Raw genomic sequence first — 20371 nt, forward strand, 5'->3', positions numbered from 1 at the left:
GCTCCTCAAGCTGCCGGACAACCTTGTTGCTGGTCACATCGTCATCTCCGACGCCGTCCAACGGCGACGGCGGACGCCATCCGTGATGATCTCGATCTCAGGCATAAGCATATACTCAGGGATATCCCCAAGCCTCCCAGGCTATGCCTGACTGTCCGGCCCAAACGGGAGCCAGTTCAATGGAGGCGATCCGCTCCCTGATCGACAAGGTGGTGATCGAGCCTGGCGCGCGGCGCGGCGAGGTACAGGCGGAGCTTCACGGCAAGCTGGCTGAGATCCTGAACGCAACAACCCGCCCGAATTGCTTCGGACGGGTTGTTATAACGTCAGTGGATGCGGGGGCACGCATCCAACTGAACTCGCTGCTCCAGGCGGTGGTGTAGTAAAATCAAGAGCAGATAGCAGTTAGATGCCAGAAATCGACTAGAACAAGGCGGCAATCCCTTTTGTGGAGAAGCCCTTTCTCCATATCATCATTGCAATGGCGACACCGACAAGGCCTCTGCCTCCGCGCGGCATCGTTCCGACGCCGGTGCTGGCGAGTTCCGCAGTGTCGCCAGTTCGGCACGCGCCGCCGCCAAGTCCGTCTGGAAGGCTGATGAGTTTCGCATCCGGGTCAATGACAGGGTGGCCGACAGGCGGCCCGCCTCCACAGCACTGGCATTATGGACGCCGCAGACGACCCGGCTCTCACCATAGGCGCGGCCGCGCGCCAGGATGGCGGTCGCCCGGTCGGGCAGCAATTCGGCCAGCAGCATCGCCCAGGTCCAGCCCAGCGTCGTATGTCCCGACGGGTAATCGAAACTGTTGGTCACTTCCGGTGCCGGCTGGCAGATGGGGCCCTGGTCGATGAGGAAAGGCCGTTGCCGCTGGAAATGCTGCTTGGCGACGTTGTTGGGCCGGGCCGTGTCCCGGGCCGCCGTTACCAGCAGCCGGGTTGTCACCGGCACCAGTGCGGGCGTCAGCTCGATCCCGGCGGCGCAGGCATAATTGCGCAGCATGTCGGCCGGCGCCTCGCTGACATCGTTCTTCGCCCATTGCCAGCGCGGGGTGTCGGCCAGCACCCGCGTGGCGCGGAAGATGGCGCGATCCGCTTCGTACCGCGCATCCCCGCTGCGGGGTGCGGGCGGCAGGATGGCCAGCAGATCGATGGCGTCCTGCGCCAGATAGGAGGGTGACGGCATTGTCTCCGCCTGGACCCGCAGACCGGGTGCGAGAGCGAGACAGGCGAGAAAGGCCGCAAGCGCGGGACGATATCGCTTCATGGGAACTCCTTTGCTGAAGGACCGTGGCGGGCGACCCGCCATAGCATGCCGGCGGCAACCAGGGTGCCTCCAGCAACCAGAAGACAGACCAGAGTAAGCTGATCCGGTGTCATGGTGCCCTGTGGCCCGGAACCCGGAACCTGGACATCCAGGCTGAACCCCAGCAGCAGGCCCCCGATCCCGGCCGCCAGTTTCGACACCATGGTGAACAGGCCGACCATGGCGTGGGCGCGCCACCATCCCTCAGGTGACGCGCGCACCACCTGCGCCAGTTCCACCCAGGACAGAATCGTCGGCACCGTCAGGCAGACGCCCAGAAGGATCAACCCCAAGGGCCACGCACCGCCGCCACCAACCAGCACGGGCAGACCGAGACAGGCCGGTGCGGCCAGCAGATAGGAGAATGCCAATGCCCGCGTCGTGCCCAGCCGATCGAGCAGCGGTCGGGCACACCAGGCGGCCACGAACCGTCCGACCATCAGCAACGGCATGGCCAGCGTATCCAAGCCTGTGGCTGTCCATTGCAGATGCGGCACCGCCTTACCCATCAGACCCAGGCCGACCGCGCCGATGACCGTGACCAGACAAAGGCTGGCAAGGCCGGGCGCGCCCGGCATGGCTGGCCCGGCAGCGGCCGGGGCGGATGTCGCCGGCAGTTTTTCCACCACCCGCACCAGACCCAGGCACGGCACCATGCAGATCAGCGCCACCAGTGCCGTCAGGCTCAGGACCAGTTGGGTCAGCAACCAGGACGTGGTGGCATCAGCAAAGGGTGCCGCCGCCAGTCCCGCCGCCACAGAGGCGAGCCCATGCGCGATGGTGCGCAAACCCGCCAGTTCCGCCTGCGTCCGCGGGGTTTCGGCCAGCCGCGTCATCATGGCGTTGTGGGGGACGTCATAAAGGGAGAAGCAGGTCCGGAACAGCACCCCCGCCGCGACGACCAGCGGCCAGGACGTGCCGGGTGGAACCAGCAGCCCCGCCAGGAAGAACAGGCATGCCCCCGGTGCGGCCACTGCCATGGCCGGCACCAGCGACGCTCCCCGCCGCAACCGCCGGTCCATCCAGCCGCCGACCAGCGGATCGGCCACGGCATTCCAGACCAGCCCGGCCAGGAAGACCGCCCCGGCCACAACCGGGCTCATGCCGGCATGGCGGATCAGTACCAGGATGGTCAGGACATCGGCCAGGGTCCATAGCAGGCTCTTCCCCAGATGCGCCAGCGCATAAACCCTGAAGGAAGGAAGCCGGATTCCCGCCGGTGCCTGCATTACCGTCGCCTCCCCCGGAACCGTCACTGAACGAACCCTATGTCAGGTAGCGGATACGGTTGAAAGCGAACATATCCTTGAAGGTGCAGAATTCCGGCGCGTCGAGCAGGATGATCGGAGCGGCCTTCGCCACCATCGCCATCCATTCACCCATGGCCTGCCGCACGGACTGGGCCTGTATCGCGGACAATTCCCACAGGATATAGGCCAGCGAAATATGGAATCGGTATTCCTCGTGCCGGGGCGACCGGATGCCGGTCGCCGCCGACAGCCGGTCACGTAGGCGCCGCAGCCTAGTATTCTCGGCATCGTCGACGGGCAGCAGCGGAATGGTCAGGGCATTGCCGGCGATGCCCGTCCCTTCCAGATCGACCCGCATGCGGATGGGCAATTGCGTGTCCAACGCAAAGCCCTCCAGGCGCCGCCCAACCTCGCGGTGGCAATCCTCGATGGGACTGTCCAGCGGCAAGCCGGGCGGCCACAGGCCCGCCGTCCGTGCCGTCTCATTGGCCCCGTCGAACAAGGTCATGTGATAGCTGGATGGCGGCAGGGCCGTAATGCTGGCGGCAAAAGGCTGGGCCGGCAGGACGCGATAGATGTCCAGCAGGGCGTTGAAGCAGGCCGCATTCTCGCCCTGCTGCGGGATATGGCAGACGATGGTGTTGCCATGGAAGGGGCTGACCCGGCCATCGGCCTGAAACTTGCGCCCCACCTCCGTCGTGGGCCGTCCCCTGCCCTCACTCGCCCGCGCCATGGATGGCAACAGCACGCCAGCACCGGCAGCCGTCCCCAGGGCCATGAGTTGCCGGCGCCCCAGCATGATGTCCTGTCTCTCACCCATGCTCAGAATTCCTGACGGATATTGGCGCCGAAATAGCGGCGGTCGTCACGCGGCACGAAGCGCACCACGCCGCTGCCGAACGTGTTCAACTGCGTGGAATAATGCGTGTCGGCGATGTTGCGGGCCAGCAGGGTCACACGAAGCCCCTCGCCGCTTTCAAAGCCGATGCTGGCATTCCACAGGCCGAAGGCCGGCTGGACCGTGTCCGGGGTCTGGTTGATGGAATATTGCACCTTCGACTGCCAGCTATAGTTCGTGGCCAGATCCACGGTCCAGCCGCCATCCAGCGGGATTGTGTAATTCGCGCGCAGGTCCGTCTTCCAGTCCGGAGAGAAGGGCAAAGGCCGGCCATTCACCTGACAGGAGGCCGCCGTACCGGCGGGGCAGGTGAACTGGTCGATCCGCGCCTCGATCCGGGCGGCGACGGCGGCCAGGGTCAGGTTCGCGATGGGCCGTGCCGACAAATCCGCCTCGATACCGCGGGTTGAGACGCGGCCGGCATTGATCAGCCTGGTGACAGGCGAGCCATTGTAAGTGTCGAAGAAGTTGACCTGATAATCCTTGAAACGGCTGAGGAAGGCCGCGAGATTGACCTGCAGGCGCCCGTCCAGGAACCGCGATTTCAGCCCGGCCTCATAGGCGTTCGACGTCTCCCCCTTCAGCGCCCCGGTATCCTGGGGCAGCATGCTGAACGCGATGTTGTAGGCGGGTCCCTTGTAACCACGCGACCAGGTGGCATAGGTCATGGCCGTGTCGGACAGGTCATATTGCAGGCCCAGGCGGTTGGCATAATCGGTGGGCGTGGTGGAGCCGCTGCTGGTGAAGCCGACCTGGATGCCAGGCACCGGCACAGGCGAGGTGGAGACGCGCTTGAAATCATAGCGCAGATCATCCTTGACCAGCCGGAAGCCGGCAATGGCCCGGAGATCGTCCGCCATGTTCACCGTCGCCTCACCAAAGACGGAGTAATTGTCGTTGGTCACGCCATAATCGGCGATGCCGGTATGGACCGTGCTGCCAGCCGCCGACACGACAGTAGTGTCACGGCGATACCGTTCCTCATTCTCCGCCCGCATGTAATAGAGGCCGACGATGTAATCGACCAGATTGCCCTTGGGCGAGGCCAGCCGGATTTCCTGGGAATATTGATCGAAACGCAGGTCGCCGCGGTCATGCTGCTGCGGCAGGCCGGCCAGGGCACGCGGCAGCCGGTCCTGGTCCTGGAACTGGGTATTCTCCCACCGCCGCCAGGCGCTGATCGCGGTCAGGTCATGGTCGCCGATGCGCCAGTCGATCTGGGCGGACAGGCCGCCATTATCGTCGCGGACGCGCGTGTCATAGTTGCTGTTGATCTCCCGATTATCGGCACTGGCCACGACCGGCCCTAAGGCGGCGGCGAAAGCCGGGAAGTTGGTGACATTGTTGGTCGGGTAGGCGGTCAGGAAGGTGCGCGTGACCACGCCCTGCGGCGGGGTCGCCGTGGCATGCATGAAATCGGCGATCAGCATCACCCGCAGATCGTCGGTCGGCAGCAGTTCCAGCTTGGCCCGTGCACCCGCCCGCTCATAGCCGTTGACCGTGCGCCCATTGAAGACATTGGTGACATTGCCGTCATACCGGCCCCACAGCGCCGTCAGCGATGCCCGTGCCTTGTCGGGCGACAGGGCACCGGAAACGCCGGCCCGCAGCCGGCGCTCATTCCCGCCACCGAACCAGCCGGCATCGACATAGGCCTTGAAATCCTCCGTCGGAGCCCGCCCCACAATATTAACGACGCCGCCCGAGGCGTTCTTGCCAAACAGCGTTCCCTGCGGACCCCGCAGCACCTCGATCCGCTCAATATCCAGCAGGTCCAGCGTGGCCTGTCCCTGGCGGGCCAGCACGACACCGTCAATGACGGTGGAAATGGTCGGCTCCACCCCCGGCGAGGTGGACACGGTGCCCAGGCCGCGGATGAACAGTGCCTGATCCTTGTTCGACGCCGCCGTGCGGAAGTTCAAGGTGGGGACGATGTTGGCGATGTCGCGGATATTGTTCAGGTTGTTGCGCTGGACATAGTCGCCATCCACCACACTCACCGCTACCGGCACGGTTTGCAGTGATTCCGCCCGGCGGGTGGCGGTGACGATAATTTCCTCCAGCGTGAAACCTTCCGCCTCGGGTGCCGTCTGCGCGAAAGCGGCGACCGGCGCCAGGAAAGCGATTGCGGCACCAGCCAGCATGGCGCGACGCGAATTCTTGATGACGGGCATTGGTACTCCCTCCCCCTCTGATCAGCATGGTCCGGAACCCATCACGCGCCAATGCCACAAATTGAACTTGCGGCTTGTGCATTGATGAGCCCTGTCGGCCGTCTGTCGAATTAATTACACTCGTTGTATGTATCTTTTATGACGAACTGGCAAGCGCTATTTTAGGTCCCTGACCGGAGCCGCATCCCTGGGCAAGGACCGGCAAAGGGTGCAGACAATGTGGAAATACCCATGCAAACATTGAAAAACATCGATCTTCCGCTGCTTGCCGATCGCCCCTTGACCCAGAGCGAACACCGGATTCTCGATCTGCTTTTCCGGGGCGGACCCGCAACACAGGCCCGGATCGCCGAGACGACGGACCTCACCCAGCAGTCCATCTCACGCATCATAGGTGGATTGGTCGATGACGGCCTGGTTCGTACCGGCGACAAGGTGCAGTCGGGACGGCGGGGCTATCCCAGCGCCGCGCTGGAACTGGTGCCGGAATTCGCCTTTTCCTTCGGCGTGTCGATCATGACCGACGCGATGGCCGTCACCCTGGTGGATTTCACAGGCACGATCCGGGGCGAATGCCGGCAGGGTTTCCTGTCGCTGTCCGTCGGGCGCGCCATCGACTGGCTGGCCGGCGCCATGGCGGGGCTGCTGCCCCTGACCGGCGGCCGCCCGCTGGCCGGGATCGGTATCGGCGTTCCCGGTTCCTTCGTGGGCGAGGGATCGGGCTTCAACACGCCGCACAGCCTGGAGGAATGGGCGAATATCGACATTGCCGGCCTGTTTCAGGAGCGGTTCGGCCTGTCCGCCTTCGCCGACAATGACGGCAATGTCGCGGCCATGGGGGAAAGCCTGGTCGGCGTCGGCCGCTGGGCCCGGAGCTTCGCCTATCTCTATATCGCGTCCGGTGTCGGCGGCGGCGTGGTCCTGGACGGGGAAGTCTGGCGCGGCCGACATGGCAATGCGGGGGAATTCGCGGGCGGTCTGCCGGCCAATATCTACCCCTTCCCCAATCTGGAATTGCTGCGCCAGCTTGTGGCGCGCCAGGGGCGGAGCTTCGACACGGTGGATCAGTTGATCGACGGGTTCGACCCGACATGGCCCGCCATCGATGACTGGATCGCGCGCGTCCGCGACAGCCTGTCGATCATCGCCTCCAACGCTACCGCCATCCTGGACCTGGACGCCGTTGTCCTGGGCGGAAGGATACCGCGCCCACTGGCCGAACGCGTGATCCCCGCCATCGAGCTTTACGATCAGAAGCGCCGCTCACAAAAGCGGCCGACAGCCCAGATTGTCCCGGCCGAGGCGCCGGGCAATGCCGCCGCCATCGGCGCCGCCATGCTGCCGCTGAAGCAGCGCTTCTTCAAAGCGCAGATGTAAAGCCGCTGCCAGCCCCGCTGCACGGCTTCGCAACGCAACTATGCCAGCACGGCCAAGATCTTGGTCTCCTTTCAAAGCTCGGCTGTCGCCCGCTCCAACCACGCCGAATCCTCCCCGCCGAGCAGGGGTGTCAGTTCCGACCGCACCCGCGCGTGATATGCGTTCAGCCAATCCTGCTCCTCGCCCGTCAACAGGTTGGGATCGATCATACGGTGGTCGATGGGACACAGTGACAGGGTCTCAAAACCCAGCATGGGCTGCTCGGCACCGGCAATATTCACCGACACCACCAGCTCCAGGTTCTCGATGCGTATGCCATGGGAGCCGGGCGCGTAATAGCCGGGCTCATTCGACAGGATCATGCCCGGCTGCAAGGCAGTGAGGCTGGGCTCCTTTGTGAATTTCTGCGGCCCCTCATGCACCGACAGGTAGGAACCGATGCCATGTCCGGTGCCATGGTCGTAATCCAGGCCCTGCTGCCACAGGAACTGGCGCGCCAGGGTGTCGAGCTGGCTGCCGGCGGTGCCGGCGGGGAAGCGGGCGCGGTTCAACGCGATATGGCCCTTCAGGACCAGCGTGAAGTGGCGGCGCGCCTGCGGCCCGACATCACCGACCGCCAGGGTGCGGGTGATGTCGGTGGTGCCGTCCAGATACTGCCCGCCGCTGTCCAGCAGGAAGACGCTGTTATTCTCGATGCGGCGGTTGGTGGCCGGGGTCGCGCGGTAATGCACGATGGCGCCATTGGGGCCGGCCCCGCTGATCGTCTCGAAGCTGGGACCCCGGAAATCGGCGGCCCCCTGGCGGGCCTTGTGCAGTTTCTCAACGACGGTCAGTTCGTCCATCTCGCCCTTCGGTGCCTCGGCATCGAACCAGCACAGGAAGCGGACCAGGGCGGCGCCGTCGCGGCGATGGGCGGCCCTGGCGCCCTCGATCTCGGTCTGGTTCTTCACGGCCTTGGGCAGGACGCAGGGATCGCCGCCCTGGTCCAGCCTCGCCCCGGCGCTGGCCAGCCGCTCCACGACCCACAGGGCCGCGGTGCCGCCATCCAGCCGCACCTTGGCACCGTCCACCCCCAACCGGTCCAGCGCGCCGGCCAGTTCGTCCGGGCTGCGGATGGAAACCTGGTTGCCCAGATGCTCCTCCAGCCCCGGCGCCAGCTTGCGGCGGTCCACGAACCAGTCGACATTGCCGTCGGCGCGGATGGTGGCGAATGACAGGGGCAGCGGCGTGCAGGGCACGTCGGCCCCGCGCACATTCAGCAGCCAGGCGATGCTGTCCGGCTGGGTCAGCACGGCGACATCGGCCTTCAGCCGGGCCAGGGCGTCGCCAATATCTGCGCGCTTGTCGGATGCCGAACGGCCGGCAGCGGATAGCGGCTGGATATTGACCACGCCCAGCGGGGCGGGCGGCTGGTCGGTCCAGACGGCGTCAACGGGGCTGCCATTGGTCGCCACCAGTTCCACCCCGGCGGGCGACAGGCTGGCGCGCATCTTGTCCGCCCAGGCGGCCGTATGCATCCGGGGATCGAAGCCCAGCTTGGCGCCCGCCGGCAGGTTCAACGCCGCCCAGTCGCCGTGGAATTCCTCGATCAGGTGATGATAGGAGAACAGGGCGCCGGACACTTCCTGGCGGGCCTGGATCGTATAGCGGCCATCGATGAAGATGGCGGCCTTGTCCAACAGCACGACGACGGCACCGGCGGACCCGGTGAACCCGCTGATCCAGGCCAGGCGGCTGCCGCGCAGGGGAACATATTCGCCCTGATATTCATCGGCGCGCGGCACCACGAACCCGTCAAGGCCCCGGCACTTCAATTCGGCGCGCAAGTTCGCCAGCCGGGCGGCGTGGTCGCCCCTGGCCGGATCGGCGGGGCGGCCGATGGTTGCGCGCAGGGCCGTCAACTGTTCCGACGTCGCATCCGACCGGCGGGCCGAAACAAGGTCCAGCCAGGCGTCGGGCAGTTCCCCATCGGGTGCGGCATTGACGCCGGCGATCAGGTCACGGATGGCGACGACGGACCGGTCGATCCCGTCGGCGTGCAGCAGATCGGCCAGGGTGGCGTCACCCTGGTAAGAAAGGATGGTCAATTGGCGGTCTCTTCCGTCGTGATGAAACACCAGACCAGATGGGTATCGTCCAGAACCTGACTGGCCTGGCTCTGACCGGCCGGGATGGAGACGACGTCGCCAGCGCGCAGCACACAGGTCCGGCCACCCGACCGTGTTTCCAGCATGCCGTCCAGGATGATCGTCACCTCATGCCGTGGATGGGCGCTTTCCCCCAGGGCTGGCATGCGGGTGCCCTTGGGCAGGAATCCGCTGCCCAGTTCGAAGGTCACGCCGTTCGGCCCTTCGAGTTTCACGATGCTCTTCAACGGCCCGTCATCGGGGTAATGGAACTTGAAAACATCCATGGTGCATTCCCTGCCGGCGCCGGGCCCACCCTTGCGCGAAGGGCGGGACCCGATCCGCCCTGTCGTTAGAATTCCACGCGCAAATCCATGCCAAAGGTGCGCGGCCGGCCCTGGAAGGCGTAGTCGGGGACCACGACCTCCTCGTAATATTTCTTGTTGGCGAGGTTCCGGCCCCAGAAGGTGAGCGTCCAGACATCGTCCAGCGTCAGCGAGGTCCGCAGGTTCAGCAGGTCGAGCGGATCGCGCACGGGGATGCCGACGGGATCGCCGCCCTCATGCATATATTTGCGTCCGCGATGTTCCCATTCCAGCCGCGTCGCCAGTTCCACCCGGTCGGTCAGCGGTACATGGTGCTGCAGGGCCAACTGGTAGGAAACCTTGATGTTCATGGGCACCTGGTTGCCCTCCGCCACCGGATTGGCGTCGAAGCGCTTGATCTTCGCATCGGTGAAGCCGACCCCGCCCATCAGGTTCAGCCCCTTCATCAGCCGCGTGGCCAGTTCCAGTTCCGCGCCCTTGATCTCCACCCGGTTGATGGGGGTGACGATCTGCGCATTGACCGCCCCGCTGAAATTGAAGGCCTGAAGGTCGTCGACATCGGTGTAGAACAGCGAGGCATTGACATGGGCCTTGCCGTCGAACAGCCGTCCCTTGAACCCCGTCTCATAGGAAACGGACGTCTCCTTGCCATAGACGGACTGGGCGATGGGTTCACCCGTGAAGGGAGACACCTCCGTCCCCGGCGCATTGAAGCCGCCGCTGCGGAAGCCGTGGGAATAACTGCCATAGAAGGTGTAATCGGCACTGGGCCGCCAGGTCAGCGACAGTTTCGGCTGCCAGCTATCAAAATCAGCTTTGCGGCTGGCCGCGGCCAGGATCGGGAAACCATAGCCGTCAACACGGTAGGGGTTGGGGCGCGGGTCGGACTGGTGGCGTTCGTCCAGGTCATACCGCAGGGCGGCCGACAGCTCCACCTGCTCCGTGACGTCGTAGTTCAACTGCCCGAACGCCGCATAGGCCTTGTCGCGGTTGTTCTCCGCGAAATAGGTGCGGGTCTGGTTCGGCGTGGCCGGGTCGAAATCCAGGCGCGGGATGATACCGATGCCCCGGTCCTCCTGCGTCGCGGTGATCAGGTCGCGATGGCGGCTCAGGAAATAGGCACCGACGATATATTTGAAATCGCCGCTCTGGTCGCTGGTGAAGCGGACTTCCTGGCTGAAATTGCGGATATCGTAATCCTGATAGGTGGTGTTGAAGGCCGCCAGTGGCGCGCCTGCGAAATGAAGCTGCGGGGCGGCACAATCGAACGGCCGGTCCATGCTGCTGCCGGGGCCGCCGGTGCGAATATCGATGCAATAGGTGTTGGGCGCGTAATCATAGCCGTCGAAGGTGACCAGATGGTCGACCTTGCTCAGCGAACTGATGGCGGTGAAGGTACCGTATGCCGCCTCATAATCGATCTTCAGCGCCGCGTCGGAGAGTTTGCGATCAGTCCAGCCCGCATTGTTGGAAATGGGGGCCAGGACATGGTTGGCGATATAGTCGGCGTTCAACACCGTACGGTCCACGTCGCGGCGCGTCGTCGGGCGCACGAAATAGGACGAACCAGCCTGCGTATCGGCATAAAAGCCGCGCAGATCCACGGTTAGCGCTTCCGACGCCTTGTAGATCAGGCGGCCGCTGACCGTCTGCTCGTCCTGGTCATCGACATATTTGTCGAGGAAGCTGTTTTTGATCAGCCCCCGCGACCAGGTGCCGGAGGCCGCGATCTTGGCCAGCAGCACATCCTCGATCAGCGCACCGCCGACCGCGGCGGAAACCTTGCCCGTATTGCCGTTGGCGATGCCGACCTGGGCATGGCCCTTCAACTCATCCCCCGGCAGGCGGGTCGTGATGTTGATGGCGCCGGCGATGGCATTACGGCCATAAAGCGCACCCTGCGGGCCTTTCAGCACCTCGATCTGCGTGATGTCCAGCAATTCCTGATTGAACTGCAAGGGGCTGGATTGCAGCACGCCATCGACCACGATGGCCATCGGCGCCTCGCCATTGCGCAACTGCCCGATGCCGCGCACGGAGATGGAGGTGGTGCCGACATCCTGTGACTGCGTGATCGACACGTTCGGCGTGAGTGCGATGAAATCCGCCGGTCGGGTGATCCCGGCCTCCTGGATCTGCTGATCGGTGAACACGGTCACCGCGACGGGAACATCCTGGAGCCGCTCGGAGATTTTCCGGGCCGTCACCACGATCTCCTCAAGGGCGAGATCCTGGGCCACGGCCGGCATCGTCAACGCCATACCCGAGACAAGCGCCAGGGCCGACACGGCCGGCGAAAGGACGCGCATTGAAGCCTCCATATGGGATTTGATTTTTTCTGATTGTGGGATGGCTCTCCCTCCCCACAAAAGTCCCATACATCAAAATTTTTGACAACAGAAAAAATTCGATCCGTCGCGCTTAATTTGCACCCGGCAAAGCGGCCGCCGGAGCCTGGAAAGCACGGGGGTCGGCAACGGCAAAGGGCCGGCACCCGCATGGCCTGTCCCGCCATACAGATGCCGGCCTTTGAACCCGCAGAGACCTGCGCGATCAGACCTGACCATTACCGGGGCGGTAATGCCGGCGATACTGTTCGGGCGTGATATAGCCGTCGCGCAGATCCTGTTGCAGCAATGCCTCGTCCCGTTCCGCCGCCGGGCCCCAGCCGCCACCCGTCGCCGTCACCATGCGCACGACATCGCCCTTCTCCAGGCGCAACTGCGTGGCCTTCCCATAGGTTTCCGGCGTGCCATCCGAGCGCCCGCCGTGCAGCAAGCGGATATAGTTTCGCGATCCCGCCCGCCCGCCGGCGGCCCCCCAGGGGGGGAAGCGGTTGCGGCCGAAACTGCCGGTGAATTCGGCGCTGTCGCCCTCGATGCGGACATCGAAGACCACGCCCTTGCCGCCACGATGACGGCCTTCGCCGCCCTCCTCATCATGCAGGGCATATTGCTCAACATGCACACCGTAACGGGCCTCGATGATCTCCACCGGGATATTGTAGGTCTCGCCGTCAGCGACAGAGAACTGGCCGTTCTGCCCGTCACGGTCCTGCAGGGCGCCCCAGCCGCCGACCAGCGGCGTCACCAGGATGGTGGGATCGCCGGTGACGGGGTGGGTGCCCGAAAGGATGATGGCGCAGACCGACAGAAGATGCCCGGCCGGCAGCCGGTCCGGCACATGTTCGGCCAGGGCCTTCCAGATCAGATCCTCCGCATAGAGCATCGTCTCCCAATAGGTGGAGACCGGCGCGGGCCGCCTGGCGGTGAAGATCGTCTCGTCCGGGCAGACCACGTTCAGCGCGCGAAAACAGCCGCCATTGGCGGGGATCTGGGGATTGGTCAGCGCCTTGAAGATGGTGCGCACGGCGGAAACCAGACCGGTACGGGAATTGTTGATGGGGCCGAAGGCCTGCGGCGCGCTGCCGCTGAAATCCGCCGTGAAACTGTCATCGGTGATGGTCAGCTTCACACAGACGCGCAGCGGCTCCGTCCGGATGCCGTCATCGTCGATCCAGTCCTCGGCAAAGAACTCGCCCTTGGGCAGGCGGCCGAACTCGGCCAGGGTCATCCGCTCGCCATAATCCAGCAGTTCGCGCATCGCCTGCTGTACCTGTACCCGGCCATATTTGGCGCACAGCGCCAGCAGCCGCTGTTCCCCGACATTGTTGGCGGCGACACCGGCCCAGAAATCGCCCATCGAATCCTCGGGCAGCCGGATATTGGCGCGCAGAATGTCCAGCACGGCCTGGTTCGGCTGTCCGCCGGCGATGACCTTCACCGTGGGCAGCTGCAGCCCCTCCTGATAGATCTCGCGGGCGTCGGTGGTGAAGCTGCCGGGGGCCTTGCCACCAACATCGACCCAGTGCGCCTTGTTGACCGTGAAGGCGATTAGCTCGCCATCGGCGAAGACCGGCTTGGCCAGGGCCACGTCGGACAGGTGGGTGCCGCCCCCCTCGTACGGGTCGTTGCTGAGGAAGACATCGCCGGGCCGGATGCCGTCCGGGCCAGGGAATTTCTTCAGGATGTCGCGGACCAGACTGTCGATCATGCCCAGAAATACGGTGGTGCCGTTGCCCTGGGCGATCAGGTCGCCATGGCGATCGGTGATGCCCACCGAATAATCCAGCGCCTCATAGATGATCGGGCTCATGCTGACGCGCTGCAGCACATTGAACATCTCGTCGCCGATGGCCGTCAGCGCGTTCTTGATGATTTCGAGCGTGTAGGGGTCCAGGCGTTCTTGCGTCGTCATCTGTTCGTCCTCACAGCTCGATATGGATATTGCCGAAATCGTCCATCCGGACCTGCCTGCCGGGCGTGACGACCAGGGACGTGCTCTTGTCCTCCACGATGGCCGGGCCGGTGAAGCTCATGCCCGGTTCCAGCAGCGACCAGTCATAGACATCGGCCCGGTGAATGCCCGCCGCGTCGAAATCCACCTCGCGCGGGGCCTTGCGCGCCGCCGCGAGATCACGCCCGGTCCGGGCCAGACGCGGCAGGGGCTGCTTGTCGATCTCCGAGATGGCGACGACATGGTAATTGACGATCTCGACATCATTGGGCAGGCGGAAGGAATATTCCTGCGCGTGCGCCTTGTGGAAACCCTCGATCAGCGCGGCCAGATCGGCGGGGCTGGTCAGGTTTCCGGTCACTTTCACCTTCACCGTATGTTCCTGGCCGCGATAGCGCAGGTCGGCATAACGCTCCATGCGCAGCGTGTCGGCGTGCATGCCCTCGTCGCGGGCGCGCTCCAGCCCTTCGGCCTCCAGTTCCGCGAAGGCCTGCTGGATGACTTCAGGCGCCGTCTGGGACAGGTTGGCGGGCCTTGTCTGCAGGAAGTCGCGGCGCAGGTCGGTCATCAGCATGCCCCAGGCGGAGAAGACCGACGAATGGACGGGGATGATGACCTTCTTCGCCATCAGTTCCTCGCCCAGCGCCACCGCATGCATGGCCCCGCCGCCACCAAAGGCGATCAGGGCGAAATCGCGCGGGTCGTGGCCCTTGCTGAGCGACACCAGCTTCAGCGCGTTCAGCATGTTGGCATTGGCGATGCGCACGATACCGCGCGCGACGTCGCGGACCGTCCCGCCCAGCCGCGCCACCAGCTTTTCAAACGCCTTGTTCACGGCCTCCATGTCCGGGCGCTTTTCCCCGCCCAGGAACAAGTCGGGGCTGATGCGGCCCAGCACCAGATTGGCATCCGTGGTGGTGACATCCGTCCCGCCATTGCCGTAGGAGGCGGGACCGGGCGAGGCGCCGGCCGACTGCGGGCCGACATGCAGCCGACCGCCCTGATCGATCCAGGCGATGGAGCCGCCGCCATTACCGATCTCCACCAGTTCGATCACGGGGGTCCGGATGGGATGGCCGGGATTGGCCCGGTCCCATTCGATGCGGTATTCGGTGGTGATGCGGACCTTGCCCTCATGGATCAGGGCGCATTTCGCGGTGGTGCCACCGATATCCAGCGCCACCAGATTCGGTTCGCCGATCTGGTTGCCCAGCGCCATCGCGCCCAGCATGCCGCTGGCCGGACCGGATTCCACCATGGTGATCGGGTTGCCGATGGTGCCGCGCAGGGTACCGACGCCACCGTTCGACTGCATGACATAAAGCGGGCTGCCCAGCTTCAGTTCGGCCAGCCTCTCGTCCAGTCGCTGGAGATAGGAGCGCGCGATGGGCTGGATATAGGCCGACAGCACCGTCGTGCTGGTCCGTTCATATTCCCGCCATTCGCGGCAGATGCTCTCCGACGTCACGACATCGACCTGCGGCCACAGACGCCGGATTTCATCCGCCACCCGGCGTTCATGCTCGGGGTTGAGATAGGCGTGCAGGAAGCAGACGGCGACGGATTCCACCTCCGCCTCGCGCAGGCCCTGGACGATGCCGGCGACCTCCGACAGGTCCACCGGCACGCGCACATGGCCCTGGCTGTCCAGCCGTTCGGTCACCTCGAAGCGCAGATGCCGGGGAACGAAGCTGGAAGCCTTGCGGAAAGCCAGGTTGAACAGGTCCGGCCGGTTGCCGCGCGCGATCTCCAGCACGTCGCGGAAACCCCGGGTGGTCACCAGACCCGTCCTGACGCCCCGCCGGGACAGAAGCGCATTGATGACCACCGTCGATCCGTGCGCAAAAAAGTCGAATTCGGCCGGATCGAGGTCGGCTTTGATGATAGCGTTGATAACGCCCTTATCAAAATTCGGTGGTGTCGTATCAACCTTGACCTGCCTGACACCGGCGTCACTGAAGACAACAAGGTCGGTGAATGTTCCACCAACATCTGTCGCTACCCGCATTTTATCCCCCTACGGAGCTCTCCCTGGCGCCGTTTCGTGAGAGCTTTCACAACCGGCGCCGCTTTGCTACAATGATGATGTCAAAATTTTTGATGTAGTGCAAATTTTTTATAGACTGAAATCCGGGACAAGAAGCATCGGCCTGCAGGCCGGCGCTTCGACGGACTTTCGGTGCGTGGGAGGCAAGGACATGATTTTCGAAGCTGGCCAGGGTGAACGCACATTGCCCATCGGCGCCCGCCTGAAGGCCCGGCGCAAGGAACTGGGCATGACATTGATGGATCTGGCCAAGAAGTCGGGCATGTCGGCGCCCTTCATCTCACAGGCCGAACGCAACCAGACCACGCCGTCCATCGTGTCGCTGATGAAGCTGGCCAAGGCCCTGGACGTGGAAATCCAGTATTTCGTGGAGGTGCCGCAGGCGCAGGAGGTGTTCCATTACGCCGCCCAGCCGGTGCCGATCCAGGTGGACTCACCCGTCGATTATTTCGATCTCGGCTCCGCCCTGGAAGGCCGGCAACTGGATGCCATCCTGATGCGTGTGCCGTCGGGACACCAGTTCCCTACCGACCAGCGGGAGGGGGAGGATTTCCTTTACGTCGTGCGCGGCACGCTGGTCGCGGAGGTGGGGGGCCAGTCCGCCGTGCTGGGCCCCGGCGACAGCATGCATTTCGATTCCCGCGTCCCCCACAGCGCCCGCAACGAATCCGATGAGGATGTGTTCCTGCTTTATGTCGGGACGCCGTCGATCTTCCGGTAAGCGGATCAAATCTGCTTCCCGATCGCCTCCAGACCCCAAAGCGAACATCGAATTCTTAATCTGCCTTTTGGGACGCCCCCGCGACACAGGCCCTGATAGAGGAGATGACGGACCTCACGATCTCACGCATCATAGGGGACTGATCGATGAAGGCCTAGGTGGCACCGGCGGCAAGGTGCAGTCGGGGCGGCGGGGCTATCCCAGCGCTTAGCTAGAGCTTGCGCCGGAATTCGCCTACTCCTTCTGCATGTCGATTATGACTGACGCCATGGCTGTCACTCTGGTGGATTTCACCGGCATCATCCGGGTGAATGCCGTCGGGGTTTTCTGTCACTGTCCGTCAAGCGCGCCTCCGCCGGTGGCGGCGTTCCTGGTTCCTTCGTGGGCGAGGGGGTTGGCTTCAACACATCGCACAGCCTGGAGGAATGGTCGAATATTGATGTTATCGGCCTGTTCCAGGAAAGGTTCAGCCTGCCCATATTCACCGACAATGATGGCAATGTCGCGGTCCTGGGTGAAAGCCTGGTCGGCATCGGCCGTTGGGCCCACAGCTTCGCCTATCTCTATATCGCGTCCGGCGTCGGCGTAGTGCTGGATGGGGAGGTCTGGCGCGGCCGGCATGGCAATGCGGGGGGATTCGCGGGTGATCTGCCGGCCAATATTTACCCCACCCCAATCTGGAGCTGCTGCGCCAGCTTGTAGCACGCCACGGGCAGAGCTTCGATACGGTGGATCAGTTGATCGACGGGTTCGATCCGGCATGGCCCGCCATTGATGACTGGGTCGCCCGTGTCCGCGACAGCCCGTCGATCATTGCCTCCAACGTCACCGCCATCCTGAACCTCGACGCTGTTGTCCTGGCGGGAGGATACCGCGGCACCATGCAGGACACCGTTATCAGCTCAATAAAGCGGTCCGCCGGGCGACATCGATGAAATGTTGTGCGATTGGCGGGAGGTTCGTCGCTTCCCATGCGACCGCGAGATCAATGCAAGCACTGAGGTCTTCAACCCGCCGGAAGCATACGTCCTTCCATGGCAGGGTGGCGGCCCAGGCTGGCACCAAGGAGATGCCGTCGCCTGCGCATACGAGAGCAAGCGCCGTCAGCGTTGTATCGGCGGACCGGCTCTGGTTGAGGTCCAATCCTGCACCTTCGAGCTGTTGATCGATCTCATCGAATGCATCGCGCAAATCACCGCGGGCGATGCGGATGATGCATTCCTTCTTCAGATCATCGAGATGCAGCAGTTCAGTACGAGCGAGCGGGTGATCCGTTCGCATCGCCGCAACGAACGGTTCTCGCCGCAATGTCTCGACGCTCAATGTCCCCGCATTCTTCGGCGGCCTCAGAAGTGCTACATGCAGGGCACCTGTCTCGACGGCGGTGACAAGTTGCGGACTTTCCCTGCTCTCGATATGGATCTCGGCCTTCGGATAGCGACGGCGGAAGCTGGCCAGGACGGATGGTAGAAATTCAAAGGAGGTCGGCAGTATGGCGCCTATTCGGATACTGTTGGCGGCCTGTCCCGCTTCGGCCCGAGACGTCTCGATGGCGCGATCGAGGTGGAGCAGGATCGCCTCGGCCTCCGCCAGAAACGACCGTCCGGGGCCTGTCAGCAAGACCCTGCGTGTCGTGCGTTCGACCAGACGGAAGCCGAGCTTGCCTTCCAGGTCGCGGATCAACTGGCTGAGCGCCGGCTGGGTCATGTTGAGGCGCTGCGCCGCCCGCCCGAAGTGAAGCTCCTGCGCCAATACGCACAATGCGTGCAGATGCCTCACCTCGGTCGAACGGTTCACCATTGCAGGCTCAGTATCGGTAGAAGGGACGCTCGCCCAGGGTCGTCGTGCGATGCATGACCCTGGTATACCTGCCATCCCACCCGTCGCGGCGATGCATGGTGCAGCGATTGTCCCACATGATCATATCGCCATCCTCCCAGACCTGCTTGAACTGGTTAGCGGGTTGGCGAACATGGTCGAAGATCTCCGACAGCACGGCAGCGCTCTCGTCAAGCGGCAGGCCAACGATCCAACTACTCTCGCTTTCGATTCCGACATAGAGGCAATTGCGGCCGGACTCCGCGTGGGTCCGGACGATCGGATGCCGCATATGGGCCCACAGGCGGATATCGGTGGTTTCCGGCGCCTTCTGACCCGCGCGAATGCGGCCGGCGCCATCGAATATCGTGGTGGATTGGATCAGGCGCCCCTCCAGAATCTCGCGCAGCGCCGATGGCAGCCGGTCATAGATGCCGTACATGTCGGCGAAATAGGTGTCGCCGCCCTCCGGCGGGAGTTCGATGGCGTGGAGCAATGCCGCGGCCGGCGGCCGCTCATAAAACCAAGTGTCCGTATGCCATTGCGCCTCGCTGTTGCCCATGGTTCCCGCGACCTTGCCATCGACCTTGGCATTGCCGATCACGAGAATCTCCTCATGGTCCGGATGTGCGCCCTCCTCGCCCTTCAGTTGGCGGGGATGCTTCACAAACTCGCCCAGCATTCCGGTCAGGCGAACCTGCTGTTCGTCCGAAAGACGATAGCCGCGGAAGCGGACGACACCGTGATCCAGCCACGCCGCGCGCAACTGGGCGACCTGACCGTCATCAAACCGCTCGAAGTCGAAGCCCAGGATGTCGGCCCCGAAGCCGTTGCCCAACGGTACGATTTCCAGCGAGGTGTCGGCCCGGCGGGGGATCGATGCAATAGCAGGCATGATCATGATGATTTCCTTGAAAGTGGCTCCCTGATGGTGATGGACCGTGCCATGGATTTTGCGCGGCAATAAATTATCAATCAATAGGATTGATAAGTACTGCCTATTTATAGGCGCAGGGCCCGGAAGTAGAGGCCGTTGTCGCCGGCTTGCTCGAAGGCCCGCGCCGCGCGCCGTGCATTGTCAATGACAGGGTCGACAACATTGGGGTTGGCGTTCCGCTTGCGAACGGCGGCGATCTGCCAAGGCAGGAACTCCTGCGGGATATCGTAGATCGATAGCCGCCCTTGGCTGACCAGGGTCGTCGCGACCGCCACGGGCAGCGCCGTCACGCCGACACCCCGGCTGGCCAGATGCGCGCAGGTCGCCATGCTCAGACCGACATCGATCCATCGCGGCTGGAACGCGTCCGCCCCCGTCACATCATGCCAACGGAAATATTCCAGCATCTTCTCATAACGATAGCTGTTGCGTGGCGAGCGGATGATTGGAAGCCTGGTCAGGTCCAGAATGTCCTTCACTGCGCCGGGCGACAGAAGGTCGGGCGATCCCATCCATTTGACGGTGAAATCGCAGATATGATCACTGACGAGCATGGGATCGCTCACCGGCTCCAGTACAAGCGCCACGTCGATATCGCCATTCTGTAGCGCCGCCATCAGATCGCTGAGCGGCCCCGTCCGGATTCCGATGTTCAAGGAGGAATCGATGCTGAGATTGTTAAGAAATTCAGGTAGCCATGACATGGCGATAACGTCCGTCACCCCGACATAGCCTGTCGTCGCCGCAGATGCCGCCTGCCGGGCCTCGTCCTCTAGTTCCTTCGAAAGCACGACGATGGCTTCGCATTTGGCGAACACCCGCCGCCCGGCATTAGTCAACTCAAACGTCTTGCCGCTACCACGATAAAGCTCGGCACCCAGGTCACGCTGCAAGGTGGCCATCCGCATCGAAACCACCGGCTGGCTGACGCGGAGCCGCTTGGCCGCCTCCGAGAAACTCCTCAGCGTCGCAAGCCAGTAGAACGTCTCCAGGAAGCTGATGTTCATGACCATGACCCCATATTTGGCTCATGGATGAGTATATGATTTTCTTATAAAATCTTTAAATATTTCATTCTTGAATATGAGATGATTCAC

At 63.6% G+C, this 20371-nt stretch carries 17 protein-coding genes; 5 read left to right on the plus strand and 12 right to left on the minus strand.

What is annotated here, in order from left to right; all coding sequences use genetic code 11:
• Positions 1 to 179 precede the first annotated feature (179 nt).
• The gene (locus ACM9HJ_RS26575; protein WP_416574818.1) at positions 180 to 383 is read left to right on the plus strand and encodes a hypothetical protein; all 204 of its coding nucleotides are present in this window, start codon (positions 180 to 182) and stop codon (positions 381 to 383) included.
• Positions 384 to 473: 90 nt separating this feature from the next.
• Here the strand turns inward: ACM9HJ_RS26575 and ACM9HJ_RS26580 are convergent, their stop codons facing one another.
• From ACM9HJ_RS26580 to ACM9HJ_RS26595, 4 genes are all read right to left on the minus strand, one after another.
• On the minus strand, positions 474 to 1184 hold the full coding sequence (locus ACM9HJ_RS26580; RefSeq protein WP_416574819.1) for an acid phosphatase: 711 nt from the start codon (positions 1182 to 1184) through the stop codon (positions 474 to 476).
• A gap of 77 nt (positions 1185 to 1261) precedes the next feature.
• Positions 1262 to 2533, minus strand: coding sequence for an MFS transporter (locus ACM9HJ_RS26585; protein WP_416574820.1), 1272 nt, complete (start codon positions 2531 to 2533; stop codon positions 1262 to 1264).
• A gap of 37 nt (positions 2534 to 2570) precedes the next feature.
• On the minus strand, positions 2571 to 3374 hold the full coding sequence (locus ACM9HJ_RS26590; RefSeq protein WP_416574821.1) for a DUF1868 domain-containing protein: 804 nt from the start codon (positions 3372 to 3374) through the stop codon (positions 2571 to 2573).
• Between the two features lie 2 nt (positions 3375 to 3376).
• Complete coding sequence (locus tag ACM9HJ_RS26595; RefSeq protein ID WP_416574822.1) at positions 3377 to 5626, minus strand: TonB-dependent receptor; 2250 nt, start codon at positions 5624 to 5626, stop codon at positions 3377 to 3379.
• 231 nt (positions 5627 to 5857) lie between these two features.
• On the opposite strand from ACM9HJ_RS26595, the gene ACM9HJ_RS26600 reads away from it, so the two are divergent.
• Positions 5858 to 7003, plus strand: a complete 1146-nt coding sequence (locus ACM9HJ_RS26600; protein ID WP_416574823.1) for an ROK family transcriptional regulator — start codon at positions 5858 to 5860, stop codon at positions 7001 to 7003.
• 71 nt (positions 7004 to 7074) lie between these two features.
• On the opposite strand, the gene ACM9HJ_RS26605 is transcribed toward ACM9HJ_RS26600, so the two are convergent.
• From ACM9HJ_RS26605 to ACM9HJ_RS26625, 5 genes are all read right to left on the minus strand, one after another.
• A complete protein-coding gene (locus ACM9HJ_RS26605; RefSeq protein WP_416574824.1) occupies positions 7075 to 9090 on the minus strand; it encodes an aminopeptidase P family protein in 2016 nt (671 codons plus the stop codon).
• Positions 9087 to 9416 (minus strand): cupin domain-containing protein, encoded by a 330-nt coding sequence (locus ACM9HJ_RS26610; RefSeq protein WP_416574825.1) that lies wholly within the window; start codon positions 9414 to 9416, stop codon positions 9087 to 9089. The genes ACM9HJ_RS26605 and ACM9HJ_RS26610 overlap by 4 nt, the downstream gene beginning before the upstream one ends.
• 65 nt (positions 9417 to 9481) lie before the next feature.
• On the minus strand, positions 9482 to 11764 hold the full coding sequence (locus tag ACM9HJ_RS26615) for a TonB-dependent receptor (RefSeq protein ID WP_416574826.1): 2283 nt from the start codon (positions 11762 to 11764) through the stop codon (positions 9482 to 9484).
• A 244-nt stretch (positions 11765 to 12008) separates the two neighbouring features.
• Positions 12009 to 13712: a hydantoinase B/oxoprolinase family protein gene (locus ACM9HJ_RS26620; protein WP_416574827.1), complete on the minus strand. Its 1704-nt coding sequence runs from the start codon at positions 13710 to 13712 to the stop codon at positions 12009 to 12011.
• Positions 13713 to 13722: 10 nt separating this feature from the next.
• Positions 13723 to 15759, minus strand: coding sequence for a hydantoinase/oxoprolinase family protein (locus ACM9HJ_RS26625; protein ID WP_416574828.1), 2037 nt, complete (start codon positions 15757 to 15759; stop codon positions 13723 to 13725).
• A gap of 190 nt (positions 15760 to 15949) precedes the next feature.
• Here ACM9HJ_RS26625 and ACM9HJ_RS26630 point away from each other — a divergent pair, with 190 nt between their 5' ends.
• The 3 genes from ACM9HJ_RS26630 to ACM9HJ_RS26640 all read left to right on the plus strand — a co-directional run bounded on the left by ACM9HJ_RS26630 (position 15950) and on the right by ACM9HJ_RS26640 (position 17454).
• Positions 15950 to 16519, plus strand: a complete 570-nt coding sequence (locus tag ACM9HJ_RS26630) for a helix-turn-helix domain-containing protein (protein WP_416574829.1) — start codon at positions 15950 to 15952, stop codon at positions 16517 to 16519.
• Between the two features lie 381 nt (positions 16520 to 16900).
• A complete protein-coding gene (locus tag ACM9HJ_RS26635; protein ID WP_416574830.1) occupies positions 16901 to 17221 on the plus strand; it encodes an ROK family protein in 321 nt (106 codons plus the stop codon).
• A gap of 35 nt (positions 17222 to 17256) precedes the next feature.
• Complete coding sequence (locus ACM9HJ_RS26640; RefSeq protein ID WP_416574831.1) at positions 17257 to 17454, plus strand: hypothetical protein; 198 nt, start codon at positions 17257 to 17259, stop codon at positions 17452 to 17454.
• Here ACM9HJ_RS26640 and ACM9HJ_RS26645 read toward each other — a convergent pair.
• From ACM9HJ_RS26645 to ACM9HJ_RS26655, 3 genes are read right to left on the minus strand one after another with little or no spacing between them, the layout of a single operon-like run.
• Positions 17417 to 18319 carry a LysR family transcriptional regulator gene (locus tag ACM9HJ_RS26645; protein ID WP_416574832.1) on the minus strand — a complete coding sequence of 301 codons (903 nt, stop codon included), beginning with the start codon at positions 18317 to 18319 and terminating at the stop codon, positions 17417 to 17419. The two genes, ACM9HJ_RS26640 and ACM9HJ_RS26645, sit on opposite strands and share 38 nt — an antisense overlap.
• A gap of 7 nt (positions 18320 to 18326) precedes the next feature.
• Positions 18327 to 19301 (minus strand): TauD/TfdA dioxygenase family protein, encoded by a 975-nt coding sequence (locus tag ACM9HJ_RS26650; protein ID WP_416574833.1) that lies wholly within the window; start codon positions 19299 to 19301, stop codon positions 18327 to 18329.
• Positions 19302 to 19339: 38 nt separating this feature from the next.
• The gene (locus tag ACM9HJ_RS26655) at positions 19340 to 20281 is read right to left on the minus strand and encodes a LysR family transcriptional regulator (protein WP_416574834.1); all 942 of its coding nucleotides are present in this window, start codon (positions 20279 to 20281) and stop codon (positions 19340 to 19342) included.
• Positions 20282 to 20371 lie beyond the last annotated feature (90 nt).

This window comes from Niveispirillum sp. KHB5.9 (assembly GCF_048066115.1).
GTDB lineage: Bacteria > Pseudomonadota > Alphaproteobacteria > Azospirillales > Azospirillaceae > Niveispirillum.

Excerpts from the sequence above, each read along its gene's own strand:
- ACM9HJ_RS26625 (WP_416574828.1), bottom strand. The coding sequence starts at position 15,759 with ATGCGGGTAGCGACAGATGTTGGTGGAACATTCACCGACCTTGTTGTC.
- ACM9HJ_RS26580 (WP_416574819.1), bottom strand. The coding sequence starts at position 1,184 with ATGCCGTCACCCTCCTATCTGGCGCAGGACGCCATCGATCTGCTGGCC.
- ACM9HJ_RS26620 (WP_416574827.1), bottom strand. The coding sequence starts at position 13,712 with ATGACGACGCAAGAACGCCTGGACCCCTACACGCTCGAAATCATCAAG.
- ACM9HJ_RS26645 (WP_416574832.1), bottom strand. The coding sequence starts at position 18,319 with ATGGTGAACCGTTCGACCGAGGTGAGGCATCTGCACGCATTGTGCGTA.
- ACM9HJ_RS26590 (WP_416574821.1), bottom strand. The coding sequence starts at position 3,374 with ATGGGTGAGAGACAGGACATCATGCTGGGGCGCCGGCAACTCATGGCC.
- ACM9HJ_RS26585 (WP_416574820.1), bottom strand. The coding sequence starts at position 2,533 with ATGCAGGCACCGGCGGGAATCCGGCTTCCTTCCTTCAGGGTTTATGCG.
- ACM9HJ_RS26655 (WP_416574834.1), bottom strand. The coding sequence starts at position 20,281 with ATGAACATCAGCTTCCTGGAGACGTTCTACTGGCTTGCGACGCTGAGG.
- ACM9HJ_RS26575 (WP_416574818.1), top strand. The coding sequence starts at position 180 with ATGGAGGCGATCCGCTCCCTGATCGACAAGGTGGTGATCGAGCCTGGC.
- ACM9HJ_RS26610 (WP_416574825.1), bottom strand. The coding sequence starts at position 9,416 with ATGGATGTTTTCAAGTTCCATTACCCCGATGACGGGCCGTTGAAGAGC.
- ACM9HJ_RS26600 (WP_416574823.1), top strand. The coding sequence starts at position 5,858 with ATGCAAACATTGAAAAACATCGATCTTCCGCTGCTTGCCGATCGCCCC.
- ACM9HJ_RS26630 (WP_416574829.1), top strand. The coding sequence starts at position 15,950 with ATGATTTTCGAAGCTGGCCAGGGTGAACGCACATTGCCCATCGGCGCC.
- ACM9HJ_RS26615 (WP_416574826.1), bottom strand. The coding sequence starts at position 11,764 with ATGCGCGTCCTTTCGCCGGCCGTGTCGGCCCTGGCGCTTGTCTCGGGT.
- ACM9HJ_RS26595 (WP_416574822.1), bottom strand. The coding sequence starts at position 5,626 with ATGCCCGTCATCAAGAATTCGCGTCGCGCCATGCTGGCTGGTGCCGCA.